This window comes from Alteromonas sp. ABH2_165, assembly GCF_056159945.1.
This window is the reverse complement of sequence record NZ_JBSWWF010000003.1, coordinates 16,017-35,649: the sequence shown is the minus strand read 5'-3', so window position 1 is coordinate 35,649 and position 19,633 is coordinate 16,017. Positions and strand designations below refer to the sequence as shown.

General features: G+C 48.1%; 13 protein-coding genes. 8 read left to right on the top strand and 5 right to left on the bottom strand.

The genetic code is table 11. The features are described from left to right. Positions 1-44 precede the first annotated feature (44 nt). Entirely contained in the window at positions 45-1,349 is a 1,305-nt protein-coding gene (locus tag ACXAFQ_RS07495; RefSeq protein WP_474819391.1) for an OmpP1/FadL family transporter, read from the bottom strand. Between the two features lie 207 nt (positions 1,350-1,556). On the opposite strand from ACXAFQ_RS07495, the gene ACXAFQ_RS07490 reads away from it, so the two are divergent. From ACXAFQ_RS07490 to ACXAFQ_RS07465, 6 genes are all read left to right on the top strand, one after another. Continuing rightward, positions 1,557-4,268, top strand: a complete 2,712-nt coding sequence (locus tag ACXAFQ_RS07490) for a M14 family zinc carboxypeptidase (RefSeq protein WP_474819386.1) — start codon at positions 1,557-1,559, stop codon at positions 4,266-4,268. A 244-nt stretch (positions 4,269-4,512) separates the two neighbouring features. Continuing rightward, positions 4,513-5,886 carry an alkaline phosphatase PhoX gene (locus ACXAFQ_RS07485; protein WP_474819384.1) on the top strand — a complete coding sequence of 458 codons (1,374 nt, stop codon included), beginning with the start codon at positions 4,513-4,515 and terminating at the stop codon, positions 5,884-5,886. Positions 5,887-6,065: 179 nt separating this feature from the next. Then, positions 6,066-7,058, top strand: coding sequence for a patatin-like phospholipase family protein (locus ACXAFQ_RS07480; RefSeq protein WP_474819380.1), 993 nt, complete (start codon positions 6,066-6,068; stop codon positions 7,056-7,058). Between the two features lie 89 nt (positions 7,059-7,147). After that, positions 7,148-8,311, top strand: a complete 1,164-nt coding sequence (locus ACXAFQ_RS07475) for an AGE family epimerase/isomerase (RefSeq protein ID WP_474819376.1) — start codon at positions 7,148-7,150, stop codon at positions 8,309-8,311. A 308-nt stretch (positions 8,312-8,619) separates the two neighbouring features. Next, positions 8,620-10,311 carry a GMC oxidoreductase gene (locus ACXAFQ_RS07470; RefSeq protein WP_070125318.1) on the top strand — a complete coding sequence of 564 codons (1,692 nt, stop codon included), beginning with the start codon at positions 8,620-8,622 and terminating at the stop codon, positions 10,309-10,311. Further along, on the top strand, positions 10,311-10,913 hold the full coding sequence (locus ACXAFQ_RS07465; RefSeq protein ID WP_474819371.1) for a gluconate 2-dehydrogenase subunit 3 family protein: 603 nt from the start codon (positions 10,311-10,313) through the stop codon (positions 10,911-10,913). The genes ACXAFQ_RS07470 and ACXAFQ_RS07465 overlap by 1 nt, the downstream gene beginning before the upstream one ends. A 93-nt stretch (positions 10,914-11,006) precedes the next feature. Here the strand turns inward: ACXAFQ_RS07465 and ACXAFQ_RS07460 are convergent, their stop codons facing one another. Next, positions 11,007-11,498 (bottom strand): Lrp/AsnC family transcriptional regulator, encoded by a 492-nt coding sequence (locus ACXAFQ_RS07460; protein WP_474819368.1) that lies wholly within the window; start codon positions 11,496-11,498, stop codon positions 11,007-11,009. Between the two features lie 132 nt (positions 11,499-11,630). On the opposite strand from ACXAFQ_RS07460, the gene ACXAFQ_RS07455 reads away from it, so the two are divergent. Then, positions 11,631-12,593 (top strand): DMT family transporter, encoded by a 963-nt coding sequence (locus ACXAFQ_RS07455; protein WP_474819366.1) that lies wholly within the window; start codon positions 11,631-11,633, stop codon positions 12,591-12,593. 63 nt (positions 12,594-12,656) lie between these two features. On the opposite strand, the gene ACXAFQ_RS07450 is transcribed toward ACXAFQ_RS07455, so the two are convergent. After that, the gene (locus ACXAFQ_RS07450) at positions 12,657-14,138 is read right to left on the bottom strand and encodes a carboxylesterase/lipase family protein (protein ID WP_474819363.1); all 1,482 of its coding nucleotides are present in this window, start codon (positions 14,136-14,138) and stop codon (positions 12,657-12,659) included. A 279-nt stretch (positions 14,139-14,417) separates the two neighbouring features. On the opposite strand from ACXAFQ_RS07450, the gene poxB reads away from it, so the two are divergent. After that, positions 14,418-16,139, top strand: a complete 1,722-nt coding sequence (gene poxB, locus ACXAFQ_RS07445; protein WP_474819359.1) for a ubiquinone-dependent pyruvate dehydrogenase — start codon at positions 14,418-14,420, stop codon at positions 16,137-16,139. Positions 16,140-16,240: 101 nt separating this feature from the next. On the opposite strand, the gene ACXAFQ_RS07440 is transcribed toward poxB, so the two are convergent. Both ACXAFQ_RS07440 and ACXAFQ_RS07435 read right to left on the bottom strand, forming a co-directional pair. Continuing rightward, a complete protein-coding gene (locus tag ACXAFQ_RS07440; protein ID WP_474819357.1) occupies positions 16,241-16,576 on the bottom strand; it encodes a DUF3718 domain-containing protein in 336 nt (111 codons plus the stop codon). 253 nt (positions 16,577-16,829) lie between these two features. After that, a complete protein-coding gene (locus ACXAFQ_RS07435) occupies positions 16,830-19,238 on the bottom strand; it encodes a glycoside hydrolase family 3 C-terminal domain-containing protein (protein WP_474819353.1) in 2,409 nt (802 codons plus the stop codon). Positions 19,239-19,633: the final 395 nt, after the last annotated feature.

Here is a 19,633-nt window from a genome sequence, read left to right as displayed (position 1 = left end):
AATAGTGCGCCCCGTTTTGTTTTGTTTAGTTGTTAGCGCAATAATCAGAAGCGAGTGTTGATCTGCACGCTCAGGATATGGGCTTTAGCATGCTCTGTCGCGGTTAAATTGGTCACTACTGGGCCGATAGCGCGCTGTTGCTCCACATTGGCTTCGCGACCTTTAATGTACACATATGCCGCATCAATGCTTGTGTCTTTGGTGAGTGAATAGGTTGCACCTGCACTTACCCAATGACGGTCGGTATCAGGGATACTCAAAGAACGGTGTGCACGACTTACCGCACCATCATCGTACGCATAACCCGCGCGCAGTGTCAGTTCATCGTTCATGATATACGTTACCCCTGCACTCCAGCGCCAGGTATCTTCAAAATCTTCCTGTTTCAGCAATAAATCGTATCCGCTGTCCAAGTTCGCTTCGAGTTTGTCAAACGTACTCCAGTCAGTGTAATTCACACTTGCCTGTACAGACCATTTCTCATCCAGTTTTTGATCAACGGCTAATTCAGTGATCGCGGCAAAATTCAAATCAAGACTACCGCCTTGATTGTACAGGGTACCGAGGTCAGGATTTAACACGCCAAGATCAGAATAGATATTTCCTTCTAGCGTTAACTGAGTTTCAGCGCGATAGCTTAGCGCGACAGAAGTTGCCTCAGAAGGCGTCCAGAAGGCGCCCACGTTCCAACCAAAACCTACATCGTCACCCGACATTTCTACCATGGTGAGATTACCCAGTGCAGGGTTACCCAGGTAAGGCGCCACGCCTTGAGGAATAGACGTGCTTATTTTGGCATCTGCATAGGTAATGTTAAGGCCAAGGCCTAAACTCAACGTATCAGACAGCTTATAGGCAACCGCAGGGTTCACGGTAATAGACGTGATTTCTGCTTCGTCAGCAAAGTTCAGCGCGTTGTAGCTATCGCTATAATCTGTCGCCAGACCATAGTTGGAAAAGAGACCTAAGCCCCACGACCACTGTTCATTAACCGGGCTGATATAAAATAATGACGGGATAACAGCAGATTTAGCCACATCTTCTTCGCTTGCGTCTAACGTAACCGGTCCCACTGCGGTGGTAGCGGTAGATTCACCACGAATATCAACTTCTGGATTCAAATAGCTGATTTGAGCACTGAATTCAGATTTATCAAATGCAGTGATTGCCGCAGGGTTAGTAGCCAGAATGCTGGCATTTTCGGGTTTGGCGGCCTGTCCGGCCATGGCGCGCCCCAGACCGTTAGCGCTGTGCTCATTTACCTGAAAACCCGCAGCCAGTGCCGAAGATGAAAATAGACCGGCCAAGGTAAGCGCGAGAGAAGAACGTACAAAAGAACGATGTGTCATGAATGTCTCACGGTTGTTAAAAAAATGGGTCGGCATCCTACTGGTTCGACCTGCAGGCTTCAACTTAAATTATGACAAGTGCGCATTTTTACGACGAATAACCGTAATTTGAATGCGATAAAGCTTCGATATGGGGTGATTAGCGAATTGTTGAGCCGATTTATTCCTTGCTAAACTGGCTCTACCATAAGAAAAAAGACACACACTATGACAATTAAACAACTTTTTAGTGTATCAGCGTTGGCCACCGCGCTGATGCTGGCGCCCGCGACCATGGCCGCGCCTTATTCTGATACGTCCGAAACACAAATACAGATGTGGCCGGGCGCAACCTATAAGCAATCTATTCCCTCGGTAAAAGATGTCTTGGGTTATAATACAGGCGACCGCATTACGTCACACCCTGATATGTTGCGTTATTTCGAAGCTTTGGCTGAAGCAGCCCCTAGCCAGGTAAAACTGGTTAAATATGCGCAAACCTGGGAAGGCCGCGACTTAATTTATGTGGCCATTGGTTCACCCGAGCACATTGCCAATCTGGACGCGTTTTCAGAGAACATGAATCGTTTGGCTGACCCGCGTAAAACGTCTAAAGCGGACGCGAAAAAGCTGATTCAGTCTACCCCGTCTTCAGTGTGGTTAGAGCACAGCGTACACGGTAATGAAATTAGCAGTACCGATGCTGCCATGATGACAGCCTACCACTTACTTGCCGCCCAGAATGATCCCTTAGTAAACAAAGTCATGGACAATACCCTGGTGTTCATAGACCCGCTGCAAAACCCGGATGGTCGTAGCCGTTTTATTGCTAACTACTATTCAATGGTGGGTCTAGAAGACAGTGCAGACCGATTGAGTGTTGATCAGAACGAGCCGTGGCCTCGTGGTCGAAGCAATCACTACTTATTTGATATGAACCGCGACTGGCTTGCCATTACCCAGCCCGAAACAGCAGGCCGTATCGACGCACTGAATCACTACAAACCCACCATCGTGATTGATTTACACGAAATGGGCGGCGATTCGAGCTACTTTTTCGTACCTTCTGCCAGCCCTACTAATCCGCACATGCAAAAGGCACAGTTAGATAACAACGACTTGATCGGCAGAAACAACGCCAAGCACTTCGATCGTTTTGGTTTTGATTATTTTACCCGAGAAGTCTACGACGCTTTCTATCCTGGCTATGGAGACAGCTGGCCAACGTTTTATGGTGCATCAGCGGCAACTTACGAGGTTGCTTCTACCCGCGGCATGGCCTATCGCACCACCGATGGCCATGTTGCCTTATTCCGCGAGCCGGTTCAGAAACACTTTGTCGCCTCTATGGCTACGCTAGAGACTGCTGCCGATAACCGAGAAAAGATCCTTGGCGATTTTTACCAGTATTCGGTGAATGCCATCGATATGGGTAAAAAAGATGATGAGCGCACCTTTATTATTCCCGCTACCACCGACCGTGCAGGCAGTCACCGTCTTGCAACATTGATGGCACAACACGGCGTAGAAGTGACGCAGGCATCTGAAGCATTTAAAGCCTGTGGTAATCGCTACAGCGAAGGTGCCTACATTATCGATACCGCGCAGCCACGTGGTCGCTTTGTGAAAACCACCTTCACTCAGCAGGTTGATATGTCTGCGGACTTCATCAAAGAGCAAGAGCGTCGTCGTGGTCGCAAGCTTCGTGACCAGATATATGATGTCACCGCCTGGTCACTGCCGCTGCTGTTCAATATCGAAACCGTCAGTTGTGACGATGGCTTATCAGTAAAAGGTTCGCTGGTTGCAGCCGACGACAAATTAAAAGGCAATGTTGAAAACGCCGATGCATCTGTTGCTTATATTGTGCCCTGGGGCGATGCCGCCGCTGGGCGCTTCCTAACAGCAGCGTTGCGTGAAGGTATTCACCTGAAAAGCGCTGACGAAGCGTTTACCTTAGATGACAAGCGCGCATTTCCTGCCGGGTCACTGATTATTGAAGTGAAAGCCAACGATGGCGATATTCAGCAGCGTATTGAAGCCATTGCTGCGGATACCGGTGCACTGGTTACCGGCGTCGACACAAGCTGGGTAGTCGATGGCCCGAGCTTTGGCAGCCGCGGCACGCCGCGCATGGTGACACCGAAAATAGCAATGGCTTGGGATAGCCCTACCAGTTCGTTGAGTGCGGGCAGCACCCGCTTTATTCTCGAACGCCAGTTTAACTACCCGGTTACCGCTATTCGTAGCGACATGCTGGCGAGCCGTAACCTGAACCATTATCAAGTCATTATTCTGCCTTCCGGTTTTTATCAAGGCACGCTGGGCGAACGAGGCGCTGCAAATCTGAAATCCTGGGTTAATCAAGGCGGCGTGCTCATTACCCTTGGTTCAGCTACCGCATTCGTGGCGGGTTCTGAAGCAGGTTTACTGGATGCCAGTATGGAATATGCGCTGAATCAGGATAGCATGAGTCCGGATGAAACCGCTGACCATCGCGGTCACGTGGACGGTTCTCTCATTAAGGATAAATCTAACCTTATTCAGCGCATTGAAAATGAAAAGCGATCACCAGACTATGTAGCCGGTGTATTAGCCAATGTGGAAGTTGATCAAGAGCACTGGTTAACTGCGGGTGTGAACCCCAATGTAGTGAGCATGGTAGTGGGTAACGACATCTATGCACCTATTAAGTTAGATGCAGGCAAAAACTTGGCCTGGTTTAAAGGAGGCGATGAGTTGCTGGCATCGGGTTATTTGTGGAAAGAAAATCAAAAGCAGATGGCCTACAAGCCCTTCCTGATGTATCAACCTTCAGGCAATGGCATGGTAATTAGCTTTACTCAAGACCCGTCTAGCCGGGCGTTTATGGACGGCCTGAATGTGATGATGCTTAATGCGATATTCCGTGGCGCGGCGCACGCAACACCTTACCGTTAATCCTGAGGCGATGTGATGATTGGGAAGACAACCCAAAACCGGAGAACGAAACGCGACTGAAAACAGTAATTCCAAATGGAGCGAGACTGACACTCGTCGGGTTTTCCGCTTCACTCAACCCGGTTTAACGTAAACGTCACAGACGACTGTTAATTAAAGAGGTATTGTTACAATATAACAATATCTCTTTTTTTATTTTGTTCTGCTTTTTTGAAGCGGATTAATAACCACAAAGAAAAACAATATGATTTCACGTCGACAATTTACCTTTGGAATGGCTGCTTTGTCAGCCGGAAGTACCGCTTTCAGTGGCCTTGCAAATGCCACCGGGGCTTATGGAAAAGGCAGCCTTAAGACCGCCGCAGGGTTTGGTAAACTTTTGCCAGATCCAAAAGGCTTACTAGACCTGCCCGAAGGATTTAGCTACCAAATTATCTCTGAGCTGGGTGACCCCATGAACGACGGGCTGCATGTGCCTGACAAAGCTGATGGAATGGGATGTTTCCGGGTTGATGACCATCGCGTTGTGCTGGTACGTAACCATGAGCTCAAACCCGGCGATCTCGCCAAGCAACATACTACCATTGCCTCGCACAAAACCACCCAGGCCTTTGATACCAACGCTGCGGGAACGGCCCTACCAGGTGGCACCAGTAACATTGTGTACAACCTGGTTAGCGGTGAGGTGGAAAATCAGTTTATTAGCCTCTGTGGCACCATCCGAAACTGTGCAGGTGGTATTACGCCATGGAATACCTGGTTAACCTGCGAAGAAAGTGTTGCGGTACCCTCAGCTGAAAACAGCAAGTCACACGGTTGGGTTTTTGAAGTCCCGGCTTCTGCAGAGCAGTTGGTTGCGCCAGAACCGCTTAAGGCCATGGGCCGCTTTAATCACGAAGCGGCAGCAGTTGACCCGAAATCCGGCATTGTCTATATGACGGAAGACCGTGGCGACAGCTTGTTCTACCGCTTCATCCCAACTGTGGCTGGTAAACTCGCTGAAGGAGGACGCTTACAAGCGTTGGTAATTAACGGGAGTAAGCAGTTTGATAGCCGAAACTGGGCCGATGCCACAATGCCTGCAGCCCAATGGTTTGATGCCGAATGGATTGATTTGGAAAATCCGGAAAGCCCGGAAGATGATTTGCGTCAACGGGGCTACGCCGATGGCGCAGCGTTATTTGCCCGAGGTGAAGGTATTCACTGGGGCGACGGTGAGCTTTATTTTTGTTGTACTAATGGTGGCAATAAACAGCTTGGTCAGATCATGCGTTATCAACCCTCATCGGTTGAAGGTACGGATGGTGAAAAAACCAACCCGGGCCGTATTCAGCTATTTTTAGAGAGCACCGATAAAGCCCTGTTCAATTTTGGCGACAACCTTACCGTTGCCCCATTTGGCGACCTCATTGTGTGTGAAGATCAATACACCGATATCGTTGATAATCATCTTCGGGGCGTCACTCCTGAAGGCCGGGTGTACAACTTCGCTAAATTACGGGCCCAAACGGAACTGGCAGGGGCTTGTTTCTCACCCGATGGCAGCACCTTATTCGTTAATTTGTATGCCCCGGCGAAAACCCTCGCAATAACCGGCCCTTGGTCGGTGAGAAGCTAAAATCCCCCCTCTCCCGTGAATGTCGGCAGGTGTTTTTGAATAAAAATAACACCTGTCGACAACAACATGCGCCGCAAACCGATTAATTTTCAAACAAATTACTACTCCAATTCCGATTTCCTTCGTATAGTTACAATGAAAATGCTGCAAAGCAGCAAAAATTTGACGAGGGAAGCCAAATGAAACCACTTACCATCAACTTGGCATTGCAAGGTGGCGGCGCGCATGGTGCATTTACCTGGGGTGTATTATCTCGACTCCTCGATGAGCAGTGGTTGAGCTTCGAGGGGGTGAGCGGCACCAGCGCAGGCGCGATGAACGCGGTAATGCTAGCGGAAGGCTGGCGGAAAGGCGGGCGTCAGGGTGCAAAAGACCAATTGCGTGATTTCTGGCATGCCATTGCAGAAAAAGGCATTAAAATGCCAGTGCCTAATTTTATTGAGCAGTCTGTCAACAAGCTTTTTATGAGCATGTTTGAACAATTTTCCCCGTATGACATTAACGTGCTTGATATTAATCCGTTAAAAGATGTGCTCGTTGACTTGGTCGATTTTAAAGCGCTGCAGCTTGCCTGCCCGCACTCGCTGTTTATTGCTGCTACTGAAGTAACCACCGGAAAACTTGAATTATTTCGCGAACAAGAGTTAACCGTTGAACATGTATTGGCCTCCGCGTGTTTACCGAATCTCTATAAGGCCATAGAAATTCACAATAAACATTACTGGGATGGTGGCTATTCTGGTAATCCCGCGGTATATCCGCTAATTCACGATTGTGAAGCAGAAGACGTGCTAATTGTGCTGCTGCAGCCCTTACAGCGCAACGTTTTGCCACAAAAAACCGCGCAAATTAAAGATCGGGTGAACGAACTTACCTTTCATTGTGCGTTTCTGCGAGAAATGCGAGGTATTCTCGATGTGAAAATGTCATCACAACGCTGGGGCTTGGTATCTGGCGAGTTCGAGAAAAAAATACGCCAGATGCATACGCACCTTATTGAAAACGAAGAACTTATGAATTCGCTTGATCAATTTAGTAAGTACAATAGCTCAAGTGAGTTTCTTCAATGTTTACATGACGAAGGCGTTGCCACAGCTGAGCATTGGCTTGAAACCAATAGCGGCGATCTTGGCAAGCGAGACAGTTGCGATGTTGTAGGTTTGTTTAGTTAGTATAGAAAACGAAAAGACTACCCTCACCCGCCGTTGATGATTACAATATCAGCTCAGATTTTTCAGATAGTACCCGGCAGGAGTAGTCCATGGACACGGTCAAACGTGAATTTCAGCAAGCTTTTCAACGCTTTGATCACTGGCTCTCGCAAGAGCTCTTGCCAAAATGGACAACACTCGGTTTTGCCGAAAGTGGTGCTGCATTAGAGCGTTTTAACGCACAAGGTCAGCCAGACTGGCAGGCAGATAAACGTTTGCGGGTACAAGCCAGACAGCTATTTACGTTGTCGTACTGCTACAAAAATGGTTTGATACCTGAGGCAAAAGCGTTAGCCGCTGGGTTAAATCGTTTTATAGACACGGTGTGTCAGGACAGCTTGCCCGGCTATTACCCTATGTCGTTAGATGCATCTGACAACATCAAAAACGCGCACTCCGACCTCTATGACATCGCCTTTTTCTTTCTCGCCTTTGCCTGGCAAAAATCTGCTTTTAATGACGACAGCGCACTTGAAAAAGCCCGCGCTCTGGCCTTGCACATTAACGATGTATTAGCCAGTGAACATGGGGGCTGGTTAGAAGGCACTTACGTTCATGACGTCCGTTGTCAAAACCCGCATATGCACTTGTTCGAAGCATTTCTGGAACTGTACGCGGTGAGTCGAGATACGTTTTGGCTAGACATGTCTGCGAGCATTTACACGTTATTTGAAAAACACTTTTACGACGCCCAACATGGCGTGTTGCTTGAGTTTTTCACCGTTGACTGGCAACCCTGCCCAGATAAAGGCACCGTTGTGGAACCGGGTCATATGATGGAATGGGTGTGGTTATTAAATCAATATCAACGCCACAGTGGCATTAGCACGCAGCACTACCAGCAAACGCTTTACAACAACGCCCGTCAAATGGGTCTTCCAGACGGTTATCGCTGGCTGGCAGATACTGTTACCCCCCAGGGAGAAGTGGTCTCTGAAACTTTTAAAAGTTGGCCGATGACTGAATGGATTAAAGCTGCTCTGGTTATGCGGGATCATGCCGACGTCTCCACCAGCAATCACTACATTTCTGATGCGACATTTGCCATTAACCAACTGATAGACGGCTTTTCCCACCCAACGCTACCGGCTCATTATACCTATGTGATTGCCGCCGACGGCACGCCGGTAGAAGCAATGATGCCAGCAAGTACCCTGTATCACTTATGTATGGCACATCAGGAAGCCCGCTCACTTTACACTGAACTGGTCTGACACCGAGAGCCAGAAAAGCAGATTTAACAATGACGCAAAGTTTAGTTTCGATGGCTTTATCGCAGTAAAACAAGGCCATATGCCACATGCGAGTAAGCGCTTTCATAAAAGTTTATTCTTAACCGCTCTCTTTATACAAATTATTAATGACATCGATGACATAAATACATTATAGTGTTATTAAATTTACTTTTTGTTAACTCCGTTGATTGATATTCCGGACGATCCGGTTAAGGTCAATCCACCATTCGGCTCACCACAACTCTTTGAGAGACGGCCGGAAAACAAAAACAGCAACAGGGGCGAAAATGTCTAAGAATACCTACGATGCTATCGTTATAGGCTCTGGGATCAGTGGCGGCTGGGCCGCCAAAGAACTCACCGAAAAAGGCCTGAAAGTATTGATGCTAGAACGTGGTCAGAATGTTGAGCACGTTAAAGACTACACCAACATGACCAAAAATCTGTGGGACTACCCTCACCACGGTCGTCCAAGTCTGGAACAGTTAGCTGCTGAACCCAACATGGCCCGCGGTAAAGGTTATCCTTTCAATGAACCGACTATGGGTGCATGGGCCAGCGCGAGCACTTCTCCTTACGTTGAAAAAGAACCGTTCCAATGGTTCCGTGCTTACCAAGTAGGTGGCCGTTCACTGCTGTGGGGTCGTCAGTCTTACCGCCTTAACCCTGAAGACTTTATGGCTAATGGCAAAGAAGGCGTTGGTGTAGATTGGCCAATTCGTTATGAAGACGTGGCCCCCTGGTATTCTTATGTTGAAAAATTTGCTGGTATTTCAGGAAGTCGTGACGGCCTGGACGTATTGCCAGACGGCGAGTTCCTACCTGCTTTCGCTTTCAACGCCGTAGAAAAAGACTTACAAGCACGCCTAAAAAAACAATATAAGGGCGAGCGCCATATTATCATGGGCCGTACTGCGCATATTACCGAACAGCGCCCAGAACAAGGTCGAGTTAAATGTCAGCACCGTGATAAGTGTTGGACGGGTTGTCCATTCGGCGGTTATTTCAGTACACAGTCGGCTACCCTGCCCGCAGCGCTGAAAACCGGTAACCTAACACTACGCCCTCTGTCTATTGTAAAAGAGCTGATTTACGACAAAGACACCAAACGCGTAACCGGCGTTGAAATTGTTGATTCAGAAACCGGCCTTACCGAAGTGTTCCACAGCAAAATTGTGTTCTTGAATGCATCAGCACTTAACTCAGCGTGGTTGCTAATGAACTCTGCCCGCGACGTGTGGGACAACGGTTTGGGTTCAAGCTCTGGCGAACTCGGCCACAACGTGATGGATCACCATTACATGCTTGGCGGTATGGCTGAAGTGCCAGGGCATCTCGACAAGTATATTTATGGTCGCCGCCCTACCGGTTTCTACATTCCTCGCTTTGCTAACTGGGGTAACGACAAGCGTGACTTCCTGCGTGGCTTCGGCTTCCAGGGTAATGCCTCTCGTTCAGGCTTCAGTCGCGATGCTAGTGGAATGGGTATCGGTGCAGGTTTGAAAGACGGCCTGAGCGAGCCAGGTCCGTGGAGCGTGTCGACAGTCGGCTTCGGTGAAATTCTGCCAGATCACAGAAACAAAGTGAGCCTCAACCATGACGTGAAAGACGCGTGGGGACTGCCGGTACTGGAAATGGACGCGAAAATTCGCGACAACGAATTGAAAATGCGTAAGGCAATGAAAGAAGACATCGTTGAGATGTTCGACAGCATTGGTCTTAAGAACGCCACCGCCTGGGAAACCACCTACCATATGGGTAAAGGTATTCATGAAATGGGTACTGCACGCATGGGCCGCGATCCGAAAACCTCTGTGCTCAACAAGCACAACCAGGTGTGGGATGCACCCAACGTATTTGTGACAGATGGCGCTTGTATGACATCGTCTTCATGCGTAAACCCATCACTGACTTACATGGCATTGACAGCCCGCGCCGCTGACTTTGCAGTAGAAGAACTGAAGCGGGGGAACCTATAATGGAACGTCGTGCACTATTAAAACTGATTGCTACCGCTACCGGTGCTGGACTGGTTTGCTCTCCGGCCATGGCCGTATGGGAAGAACAAGCCCCGCTGACAACCGTTGCGCAATCAGGGCTTTCCGATGCCACCGTGGCATTAATCACCGAACTGTGTGAAACCGTTCTGCCTCGCACTGACACGCCGGGAGCGAAAGATGCCGGACTGCCTACCTTCTTCATTGGTATGATGCGTGAGGGCTACACTGCCGAACAGCAAAAACTGATGGAAGCTGGCTTTGCAGATGTCGATGCCCGCGCTAAAAGTCAGTACGGAAAACCGTTTGTTAGCCTGAATAATAAGCAAAAAACCGAACTGGCTTCAGCGCTAGATACCGAAGCGCTTGCCTTTAACAATGGCGAGAGCACAGGTTGGGATGGCAGCGATTATGAAGGGCTGCCACACTATTTCACTCTGTACAAACAGCTGATGATTTTCGGTTTCTTCACTTCAAAAGTCGGCGGTACGCAGGTACTGCGTCACGTGGATATTCCAGGTGACTACCGCGATATCGAATACAAAAAAGGCGATAAAGCCTGGATGACGGTGTGGCCACTTTAAGCCTTACCCGCCAAGGTTAACGCAGATAAAACGGGAGTTTTCACTCCCGTTTTCTATTCTCTAAAAGTAAAGCCACCCGCCCGAACGCGGACATCAGTCAGTTTTAAGGGTGACGCCTTTCTCTGGCAGCGGTAACGCGGTTTTGTAGCGAACTTGCTTCAGTGCAAAGCTCGAACGAATACTCGATACACAAGGAATTTTGCTCAGGTGTTGTAATATGAATTTCTCCAGGGCTTTGATATCCGGCACTACCACACGTAACAAATAATCTTCTTCCCCTGTCATTAGATAACATTCCATTACCTCATCGCGATCGCTGATGGCGCTTTCAAATTGCCGCAATGCTTCTTCCACTTGTTTTTCCAACGTGACGTGAATAAAAACGTTAACGTTCAGGCCAAGCTTTTCTGCTTCAAGCAATGTGACCTGTTGCCGAATTAGTCCAGTTTCTTCCAGTGCTTTTACCCGGTTATAACAGGGCGTGGTGGAAAGATTTACCAATTTTGCTAATTCGGCGTGAGTGATACGGGCGTTGTCTTGCAATGCGCTCAAGATCTTTATATCTGTCTTATCGAGACTTACCATGATATTTTCTTCCAAAATCACAATTTAAAGAAAAATATTCTTTTATGGCGCCAATTTCAAGATTTTCAGGAAAAACTTTCTGGCCAAGCCAACGTAAACTTACCGCCCTAAAATGTTGGTTATCGAGGGTATATGAAATCTCCTGCAGCAACCGGACTCACCAGTCAGGCTCCATCACTTTCTCTTTCTATCAGTGCTGCCCGTCAGGTCTGGGCCGTTATTCTTCTGGCACTGGCAATCATTGTGTTGGGTGGGAACTGGCCGGTAATGAAAACCGGCCTGCAATATGTTTCTCCGCTGTGGTTCTCTGCCCTGCGTTTTGCCACGGGTTGCGCCTGTTTGTTTGCGCTGCAATCGCTGACAGGAAAATGTCGACTTCCCACTAAGCGGGATTTCCCTTTAATCGCCAGCGTAGGACTCGTTCAAATGATGATGTTCACGGCGTTGGGTTCCGTGGCCATGCAATCTGTCGATGCCGGCCGATCAGCCGTATTGGGATATACCACGCCGTTGTGGGTTATGCCTGTTGCGGTTTTCGTGCTTGGTGAACGATTAACGCGTCGACAAACCATTGGCACCCTTGTGGGTTTGGCTGGGGTTTTGGTGATGCTGAATCCGATGGCAATAGACTGGCAAGATAGCAATGTGGTTGCGGGCAATATGCTGCTGCTGTTCTGTTCACTCTGTTGGGCAATGACAATTTTACATGTTCGCCATTATAAGGGGGATTCTTCAGCCTATGAACTGGCGCCCTGGCAAATGCTTACAGCGGCAATACCGCTATTTTTCATGGCTCGGCATATAGAAGGCCCCTTTGATATGACGGTGTCGACTAACTTCTGGAACGTAATGGCTTATGTAGGGCCTCTGGCTACCGCTTTTTGTTTTGTCATTATAAACAGTGCAAGCCGGTGGATGTCATCTTCAACCATGTCTAACGCGATGCTCGGTGTGCCTGTTTCTGGTTTACTGCTGTCGGTGATTTTTCTGGGTGAAACGCTGTCTGTGAGTCTGGCTGCCGGTGGCGCAATTATTCTTTGCGGTATTGCGATTGTTTCGGTAAGAGCCAGTAGAACCAAAATAAAAAAGGCCTGATGAATTCAGGCCCTTGAACGATAAGCGTTTTACAGTAAGACTATTCTGCGCGACAAGAACGGGTTAGTCATGCCACTGTTGATACGCTTGCTCCAGCAGATTTAATTTGTTTTCTCTCACCTGCTTTTCAAGATGCGCTTTATCGTCGAATACCATCCAGTTTTGATTGTTGCCAGAGACAGCTTGCCACTGCGGTAAACCATTCCCATTGGGGTTACCGGTAATAATGAAATTACGCCAGTAAGCCTGCATGGCTTTTACTGCAGGCTCGTTGCCGGCAAATAATGCGCCGGTTTCAGAGCCGTGGCCAGCACCTGGTTTATCGGTTTGTGCTACGTCGAAGAAATACCGATATCCCGGCTGCCCCACATTCGCCATGGCGTGGGTAGTAATAGAGCCTGCCATGACATAACGCATATCGCCAAACAAATGTTGAAATGGCAGTGCTGTCAAGGCAGGTTCAGCCAAACCGTAAGCAGCCGTTACTTTATCCTTCACCGGCGTAATCATTGTCAACAATCGGGTTGGTGCAACACCGGCGTAAGGATAAACACTACCGTCATAACTGTTACCGCCACTAATGTAAGGCACCGCATGCTGCTTACCTTGTTCAAATAATCTGGCAGGCTCATCGGTAAGGGTAATCCCGTCTACCACGGGGAGATGAAAACCGTCTATGGCATTTACAAACGTGTCCGCGGGTGTAGCGTATAATGCTTCCAACGTGGGTTGTAATGAGCCCGTAGCTTTGGTGGCTATAGCACGAGAAATGCCTTCCGCACTGGCACTGCCCTTCACTATTGAGACATCAGCGGTACGTGGTAACGGCCAGCTACCATAACCACTTTGCGATATTGCACCGCGAAACTGCCCTGCACCTTTCGCTGTCACCATCATCATTTGAATGGCCATGCCACCCGCAGAGTTCCCAGCGATGGTTACCTTATCTGCGTCCCCCCCAAAACTGTCGATATTGGTCTGCACCCACGCCAGCGCGGCAGTCATGTCCATAATACTGAAATTCGCCCCTTCAGGTTGTGCAAGTTTCGCATGTGAAAAAATGCCCAGCGCGCCCAGTCGATAATTAAACGACACAACCACCATGCCTTCTTTCACCCAACGCGCAACCACGTCTTCAGGTAAATCTCCTGCACCACCGACATAACCACCGCCGTGGATCCACACGAAAACGGGTAGCTTGCTATCAGCACTGACGTCTTGCGGCGTAAATACATTAATAAAAAGGCAATCTTCGCTGGTATCCGCCTTGTTTCGTTGCGGGCAGCTGTTGCCATATTCAATAGCCTTTATCGGGGTGGATGTGACCTCTTTTGCCTGCGGTGGTTGCCAGCGCAATTCGCCAACAGGCGCCTTTGCATACGGTATCCCTTTGAAAGCGTATACCCCGTTGACATCCGTTCCCACTATGTCGCCCGCAGGCGTATGTCGTAATGGCTGTTCTTGCGCCACGGTTTGTGAAGTAAAGACGACGGATGCTACAAGCATTACTGCCGCTGAGAGGAACTTCCGGGAAGAAACGCCCATAGATTATCCTTATTTACAGAGTTTTGTAGACGAGCTATTGATGATGCAGCTGAAAAAATATGTTATCAAACTGCTGATTAGTAACAGTAAATTAACATTTAACCCGTTGTATGTCTCGCCGAAATTGGTCGGATGCGTTTAATCTACCGAGGATGTGGACGAACAGAAAACCAACAGTCTCTTTGTCTGCGTATCAGTTTATACAGACCTCTTTTTCACACCTTCAACCCGGATGCGCATTCCTTGTTCCCGGGTTATCAAGATATCAAGGACATCATCATGTCAAAAACGATTGCGGAGTATCTGGTAGACAGTTTGGCTGACGCGGGCATATCAAAGATTTGGGGCGTAACGGGTGACTCTCTCAATGGCATTAGCGACGCGCTGGAGAGACATAAATCGTTACAGTGGATTGGCACCCGACACGAAGAAGTCGCTGCGTTTGCTGCTGGCGCGGAAGGGCAAATCACCGGAAAGCTTGCTGTTTGCGCGGGTTCTTGCGGGCCCGGTAACATGCACCTTATTAACGGTGTGTACGACTGTCATCGTAGCCATGTTCCCACGTTGGTTATTGCCAGTCATATTCCCTCTCATCAAATTGGCTCAGGCTATTTCCAGGAAACCAATCCCAAAATGCTGTTTTCCGAGTGCAGTGCTTATTGCGAAATGATCACTTCGCCACAGCAATTACCTTACGTACTTGAAGTTGCCATGCGCACAGCCATTCTAGAACAAGACGTAGCCGTTATCGTACTGCCTGGCGACGTCGCTTTGCTCGATGCGCCATCGGCGGCAATGAACTGGCAAGCGCCGGCCTTGCCGACAATCACACCAAATGATGAAAGCATCGACGACATGGCGTTGCTGCTGAACAATGCAGATCAAATCACCATTCTTGCGGGTGCAGGTTGTAAACATGCCCATAAAGAGCTTATTCATCTTGCTGAAACCCTCAAAGCGCCTATCGTTCACGCGATGCGGGGCAAAGAGTTTGTAGAATATGACAACCCCTATGATGTTGGTATGACCGGTCTGATTGGCTTTTCGTCTGGCTATCACGCTATGGAAAATGCCGACACGCTCATTGTGCTCGGAAGCGCTTTTCCCTATCGCGAATTCTATCCGCAAGACGCTACCATTATTCAGGTAGATAAATCGCCACTGGCGTTAGGCGCCCATGCTAACGTTGACCTTGCGATACAAGGCAACGTAAAAGAAACCTTGAAAGCCTTGTTGCCAAAGCTTCAACGCAATGATGACGCCAGTTTCCTTAATGCTGCCAGAGACCACTATCACAGTGCGCGAAAGTCACTGGACAAACTTGCCCGTCCTTCAGACAACAAAACGCTAATTCATCCACAGTACCTCACTAAACTCATAGATGAGCATGCCGATGAAGACACCATTTTCACTTGTGATGTGGGCACACCAACGGTTTGGTCTGCCCGCTATCTCACCATGAATGGACAACGCCGCTTGCTGGGTTCGTTTAATCATGGCTCGATGGCAAATGCCATGTCGCAAGCCATTGGTGCTCAAAGTATTGATAAGAATCGTCAGGTGGTTGCCCTGTGTGGCGACGGTGGTTTTTCGATGTTGATGGGCGATTTACTTACGCTTAAGCAGCATAAACTGCCGGTAAAATTGGTGGTGTTTGACAACCTCTCACTCGGATTTGTCGCAATGGAAATGAAAGCAGCAGGTTTCTACTCACACGATACCGATTTAGATAACCCGGATTTTGCTGAGATAGCGAAAGGAGCTGGAATCGAAGCGGCCTGCGTGGAAAACGGAAGCGAACTGGAACAAGCGGTGAAAACCATGCTTGCCAGTGAAGGGCCCTATCTGTTGTCAGTGAAAACGGCAAAACAAGAACTGGCTATGCCACCGAAAGTGAAACTTGAACAGGCTAAAGGCTTTAGCCTCTATATGTTGAAAGCCATTTTGAATGGCGATGGTAATGCCTTGGTAGAGCTGGGAAAAACAAACCTGTTGAGATAATGTTTAACCCGCATTGCATCGACAAATCGTTTTTCACCAACCCCTGTGAACTGAACAACATCGATACAAAAGCAATGCGGGTAAAACCATTACCATGCTAATTACTGAGCAGCGTTAAGGCTGGCTAAGTAATTTTCTTCTGAGTAACGGCCGCTAGTAATGAAATCGTTAACCGACTGCGGATTCTCGCTGTATTGAGCAACGAAGCTGACGATAGGCAAGTCGTTGCAGGTAATTTTGTTTTCAACATATTGCTTGGTTAGGCCCGCATCTTTAATGGCAGAACGCAGCGCGAATTTATCGCCGGTAGCAGCAGTAACACAAATTTTTGAAGACGCCGCATCATCAGCAACATACAGTTCAGGCGTTGCCATAGCCGCACCAGTCAAACCAGAAAATAAACCTACTACCGCCAGAGTTTTCGCTAATACTTTCATAATTTATATCCTTTGCAATTATTTAAAGAGTGGAGCCGTTCGCTCCCTCTTCCTATCGCAAGGCGGATGCCAAAATTATTAACCCAATATTTTCAACAACTTATGCAAATACACACCATTTCCCGATTCAAGTATTAGCGATACTGACCAGCCTATTTTAAAAAATCACCACTTTTTAGTGTGATAGACATTTGACCAGCAGATTTTCAGTAAAAAAGAAAGAGCCGACAACGTCGGCTCTATGTGGGGACATTTACTGCGCAGTAATTTCTTTCACCTTCGGAGAAGGGTTCAGCGTTACCGATACTTTGTCTGCAACCACTGGCGCAGCCAAATTCATTGTGGCAGTAGCACGAATATCCGCAGACGATGCACCTATCATAAGCGTGTATTCACCTGCATCGGCCACCCACGCCCGTTGCGCTGGGTTAAACGAAGCCAGCAACTTAGGCGTAAGTGTAAACGTGACCGTTTCTGACTGCCCCGGACTTAGCGCTGCGGTTTTTGTAAAGCCTTTTAGTTCTTTAACAGGCTTAGCCAGACTTCCCTTCGGCGCTGAAACGTACAATTGAACCACTTCTTTACCCGCGGCATCCCCCTGATTAGAAATGGTGGCCGACAAGGTAACATTACCTTTACCGTCGTTGCTGGTTACCTGTAAATCGCTGTAACCAAAGCTGCTGTACGACAAGCCATAGCCAAACGGATACGCTGGCGCAATATTAAAAGCATCATAATAACGATACCCTACATAAACCCCATCTTCGTAATTTAGTTGACTGTGGTGACCCACGAACAATCCGATATACGGGTCTTTTACCTCTTCATCGCTCACATTGAATCCTGGAAATGATTCAGACGACGATACATCGGAATAAGATACTGGGAACGTTGTTGCCAGTTTGCCCGACGGATTAACCTTCCCTGTGAGCACGTCAACCAATGCATTTCCCGCCTCCTGGCCGCCCTGCCATGGCAAAACAATGGCATCGACTTTATCTCGCCAACTGGCCGTTTCAATCACATTACCAATGTTCAATGCCACCACCACTTTTTTCCCTTTTGCATGGAAAGCTTTTGACACTTTGGTAATTAGCGATTGTTCAGCATCAGTCAGATCAAAATCGCCTTCAACGCCGCGGTCCTGAAATTCACCGGCGTTGCGCCCTAAGGTAATTAACGCGACGTCTGTGGAATCAGCGAGCTTTGCAACCATCGCCTCGCTGGGCTCAAATTCTGGCAGCGGCGGCAACAAATCAAAGAAGTTTTTCTTTTCAGGTTGTTTGGCTTTTTCAGCCGTCATAAAGGCATCGTACGTTTTCTGCAGCGAGCGCTCGACTTTCAACGGACTGTTTTCCAGCCCCTGCACCAAAGAAACCGTGTAGGCTTCGTTTACATCACCACTACCGGTACCACCAGCAATGAATTCATAAGATGTGTTGCCAAAAGCAGCGACCGTTTGCGAACCGGTTAACGGCAGTGCATCACCTTCATTTTTCAACAAAACAACACCTTCAGCTGCCGCCTGACGGGCAACCTCAGCATGGCCTTTTAAGTCCGGCTTGTCAGAGTAGTCATAATGATTGAAAGACGGTGATGCAAACATCACGGTGAAAATTTTGCGCAGGTTACGATCCAGAGTACTTTCATCCAGAGTGCCATTTTTCACCCCATCAATAATGGCCTGACGCTGATCTGGCATGCCCGGCATGATGAGATCGTTACCCGCCTGCATTTGCGCAGGCGCGCTGTCGCCAGCAAACCAGTCTGTCATCACCAGACCTTCAAAGCCCCACTCTCCGCGCAGCACGTCTGTCAGTAGCACTTCATCTTGCGAGGTATAGGTGCCATTTACCTTATTGTATGACGTCATGATTGCCCAAGGTTGGGACTCTTTTACCGCAATTTCGAATCCGCGTAGATACAGTTCACGATATGCACGCTCGTTCACATGCGCGTCCATCCACATACGGCTGGTTTCCGCACTGTTAGTTACAAAGTGCTTAATGGTTGCGCCCACACCATTCGACTCAATACCGTTAACAATTGATGCAGCCAGGTTGCCGCTCAGATAAGGATCTTCAGAATAGTATTCGAAGTTTCGTCCACCCAGTGGGTTGTAGTGAATATTCATGCCCGGTGCTAAGAAGATATCCGCACCATACTCTTTCACTTCTTCGCCCATGGCAGCTCCCACCTCGGCCACCAACGCTTTGTCCCAACTGGACGCCAGCAAAGTGGCAATAGGAAAGGCTGTGGCATAGTAGGTAGCGTCGTCGTTTTCACGTTTTGGCTCAATACGCACGCCAGCAGGACCATCGGTTAATACCATTGCTGGAATACCCAACTCAGGAATTTCGAAAGTAGAACCCGCCGCACCCGGCACTTTTTCAGAGCCGCCGACCCCACTCACAGAGAAACCGGTTCCTGTGACCATTTTTACTTTCTGTTCAAGGGTCAACCGACTGATAAGATCATCCGCTCTCGCCGTTACAGGCGCACTGGTATCTTCGTAAATATCCAGCTTGTTGTTGTGGTTCCGATCGTTAAATGACAATGCGTTTGGTCCTGACTGTGACGCTACCTGCTGAACATCAGCAGAACAACCCACCACACCTGCTAAAGCACAGGCAATTAAAGAAAATTGGAATCGGTTTCTCATAAGTTTACTCTTGTAATTAGAACAAAGATATCGATGTCATTTAAAAACAAAAGATTTGTTTGTTTAAAAATCATAACCACCCTAAACATCAAAATAGGGCAAAAAAAATGAAAAAAATAATGACATCGATATCATTATTACCTATTCCGCTTGGTGTTGAAAAGAAAAAGTTGCGTAAAAGTTAACAGGTAGTCGATTGGTGATAAGCGTTTAAACGCCGTTGAACACAGGCGCATGTCGGCCTAAAAAGCGTGGGCTTCAGAACCATTCAATGTAAATTCCTAGCGTGACCAGTTCTCCCTAACTTGCAGAAACTAAATAACTTTTCCTGTCATAGCGTTCATTATTAAGCCAAACTAACATTAATATTACGTTTTTAAGACAAAACAAATCTT

What these genes read in the sequence shown, in the direction of transcription:
- ACXAFQ_RS07435 (WP_474819353.1), bottom strand. Translation starts at nt 19,238, where the DNA reads ATGAGAAACCGATTCCAATTTTCTTTAATTGCCTGTGCTTTAGCAGGT.
- ACXAFQ_RS07490 (WP_474819386.1), top strand. Translation starts at nt 1,557, where the DNA reads ATGACAATTAAACAACTTTTTAGTGTATCAGCGTTGGCCACCGCGCTG.
- ACXAFQ_RS07480 (WP_474819380.1), top strand. Translation starts at nt 6,066, where the DNA reads ATGAAACCACTTACCATCAACTTGGCATTGCAAGGTGGCGGCGCGCAT.
- ACXAFQ_RS07460 (WP_474819368.1), bottom strand. Translation starts at nt 11,498, where the DNA reads ATGGTAAGTCTCGATAAGACAGATATAAAGATCTTGAGCGCATTGCAA.
- ACXAFQ_RS07485 (WP_474819384.1), top strand. Translation starts at nt 4,513, where the DNA reads ATGATTTCACGTCGACAATTTACCTTTGGAATGGCTGCTTTGTCAGCC.
- poxB (WP_474819359.1), top strand. Translation starts at nt 14,418, where the DNA reads ATGTCAAAAACGATTGCGGAGTATCTGGTAGACAGTTTGGCTGACGCG.
- ACXAFQ_RS07470 (WP_070125318.1), top strand. Translation starts at nt 8,620, where the DNA reads ATGTCTAAGAATACCTACGATGCTATCGTTATAGGCTCTGGGATCAGT.
- ACXAFQ_RS07495 (WP_474819391.1), bottom strand. Translation starts at nt 1,349, where the DNA reads ATGACACATCGTTCTTTTGTACGTTCTTCTCTCGCGCTTACCTTGGCC.
- ACXAFQ_RS07475 (WP_474819376.1), top strand. Translation starts at nt 7,148, where the DNA reads ATGGACACGGTCAAACGTGAATTTCAGCAAGCTTTTCAACGCTTTGAT.
- ACXAFQ_RS07465 (WP_474819371.1), top strand. Translation starts at nt 10,311, where the DNA reads ATGGAACGTCGTGCACTATTAAAACTGATTGCTACCGCTACCGGTGCT.
- ACXAFQ_RS07455 (WP_474819366.1), top strand. Translation starts at nt 11,631, where the DNA reads ATGAAATCTCCTGCAGCAACCGGACTCACCAGTCAGGCTCCATCACTT.
- ACXAFQ_RS07440 (WP_474819357.1), bottom strand. Translation starts at nt 16,576, where the DNA reads ATGAAAGTATTAGCGAAAACTCTGGCGGTAGTAGGTTTATTTTCTGGT.
- ACXAFQ_RS07450 (WP_474819363.1), bottom strand. Translation starts at nt 14,138, where the DNA reads ATGGGCGTTTCTTCCCGGAAGTTCCTCTCAGCGGCAGTAATGCTTGTA.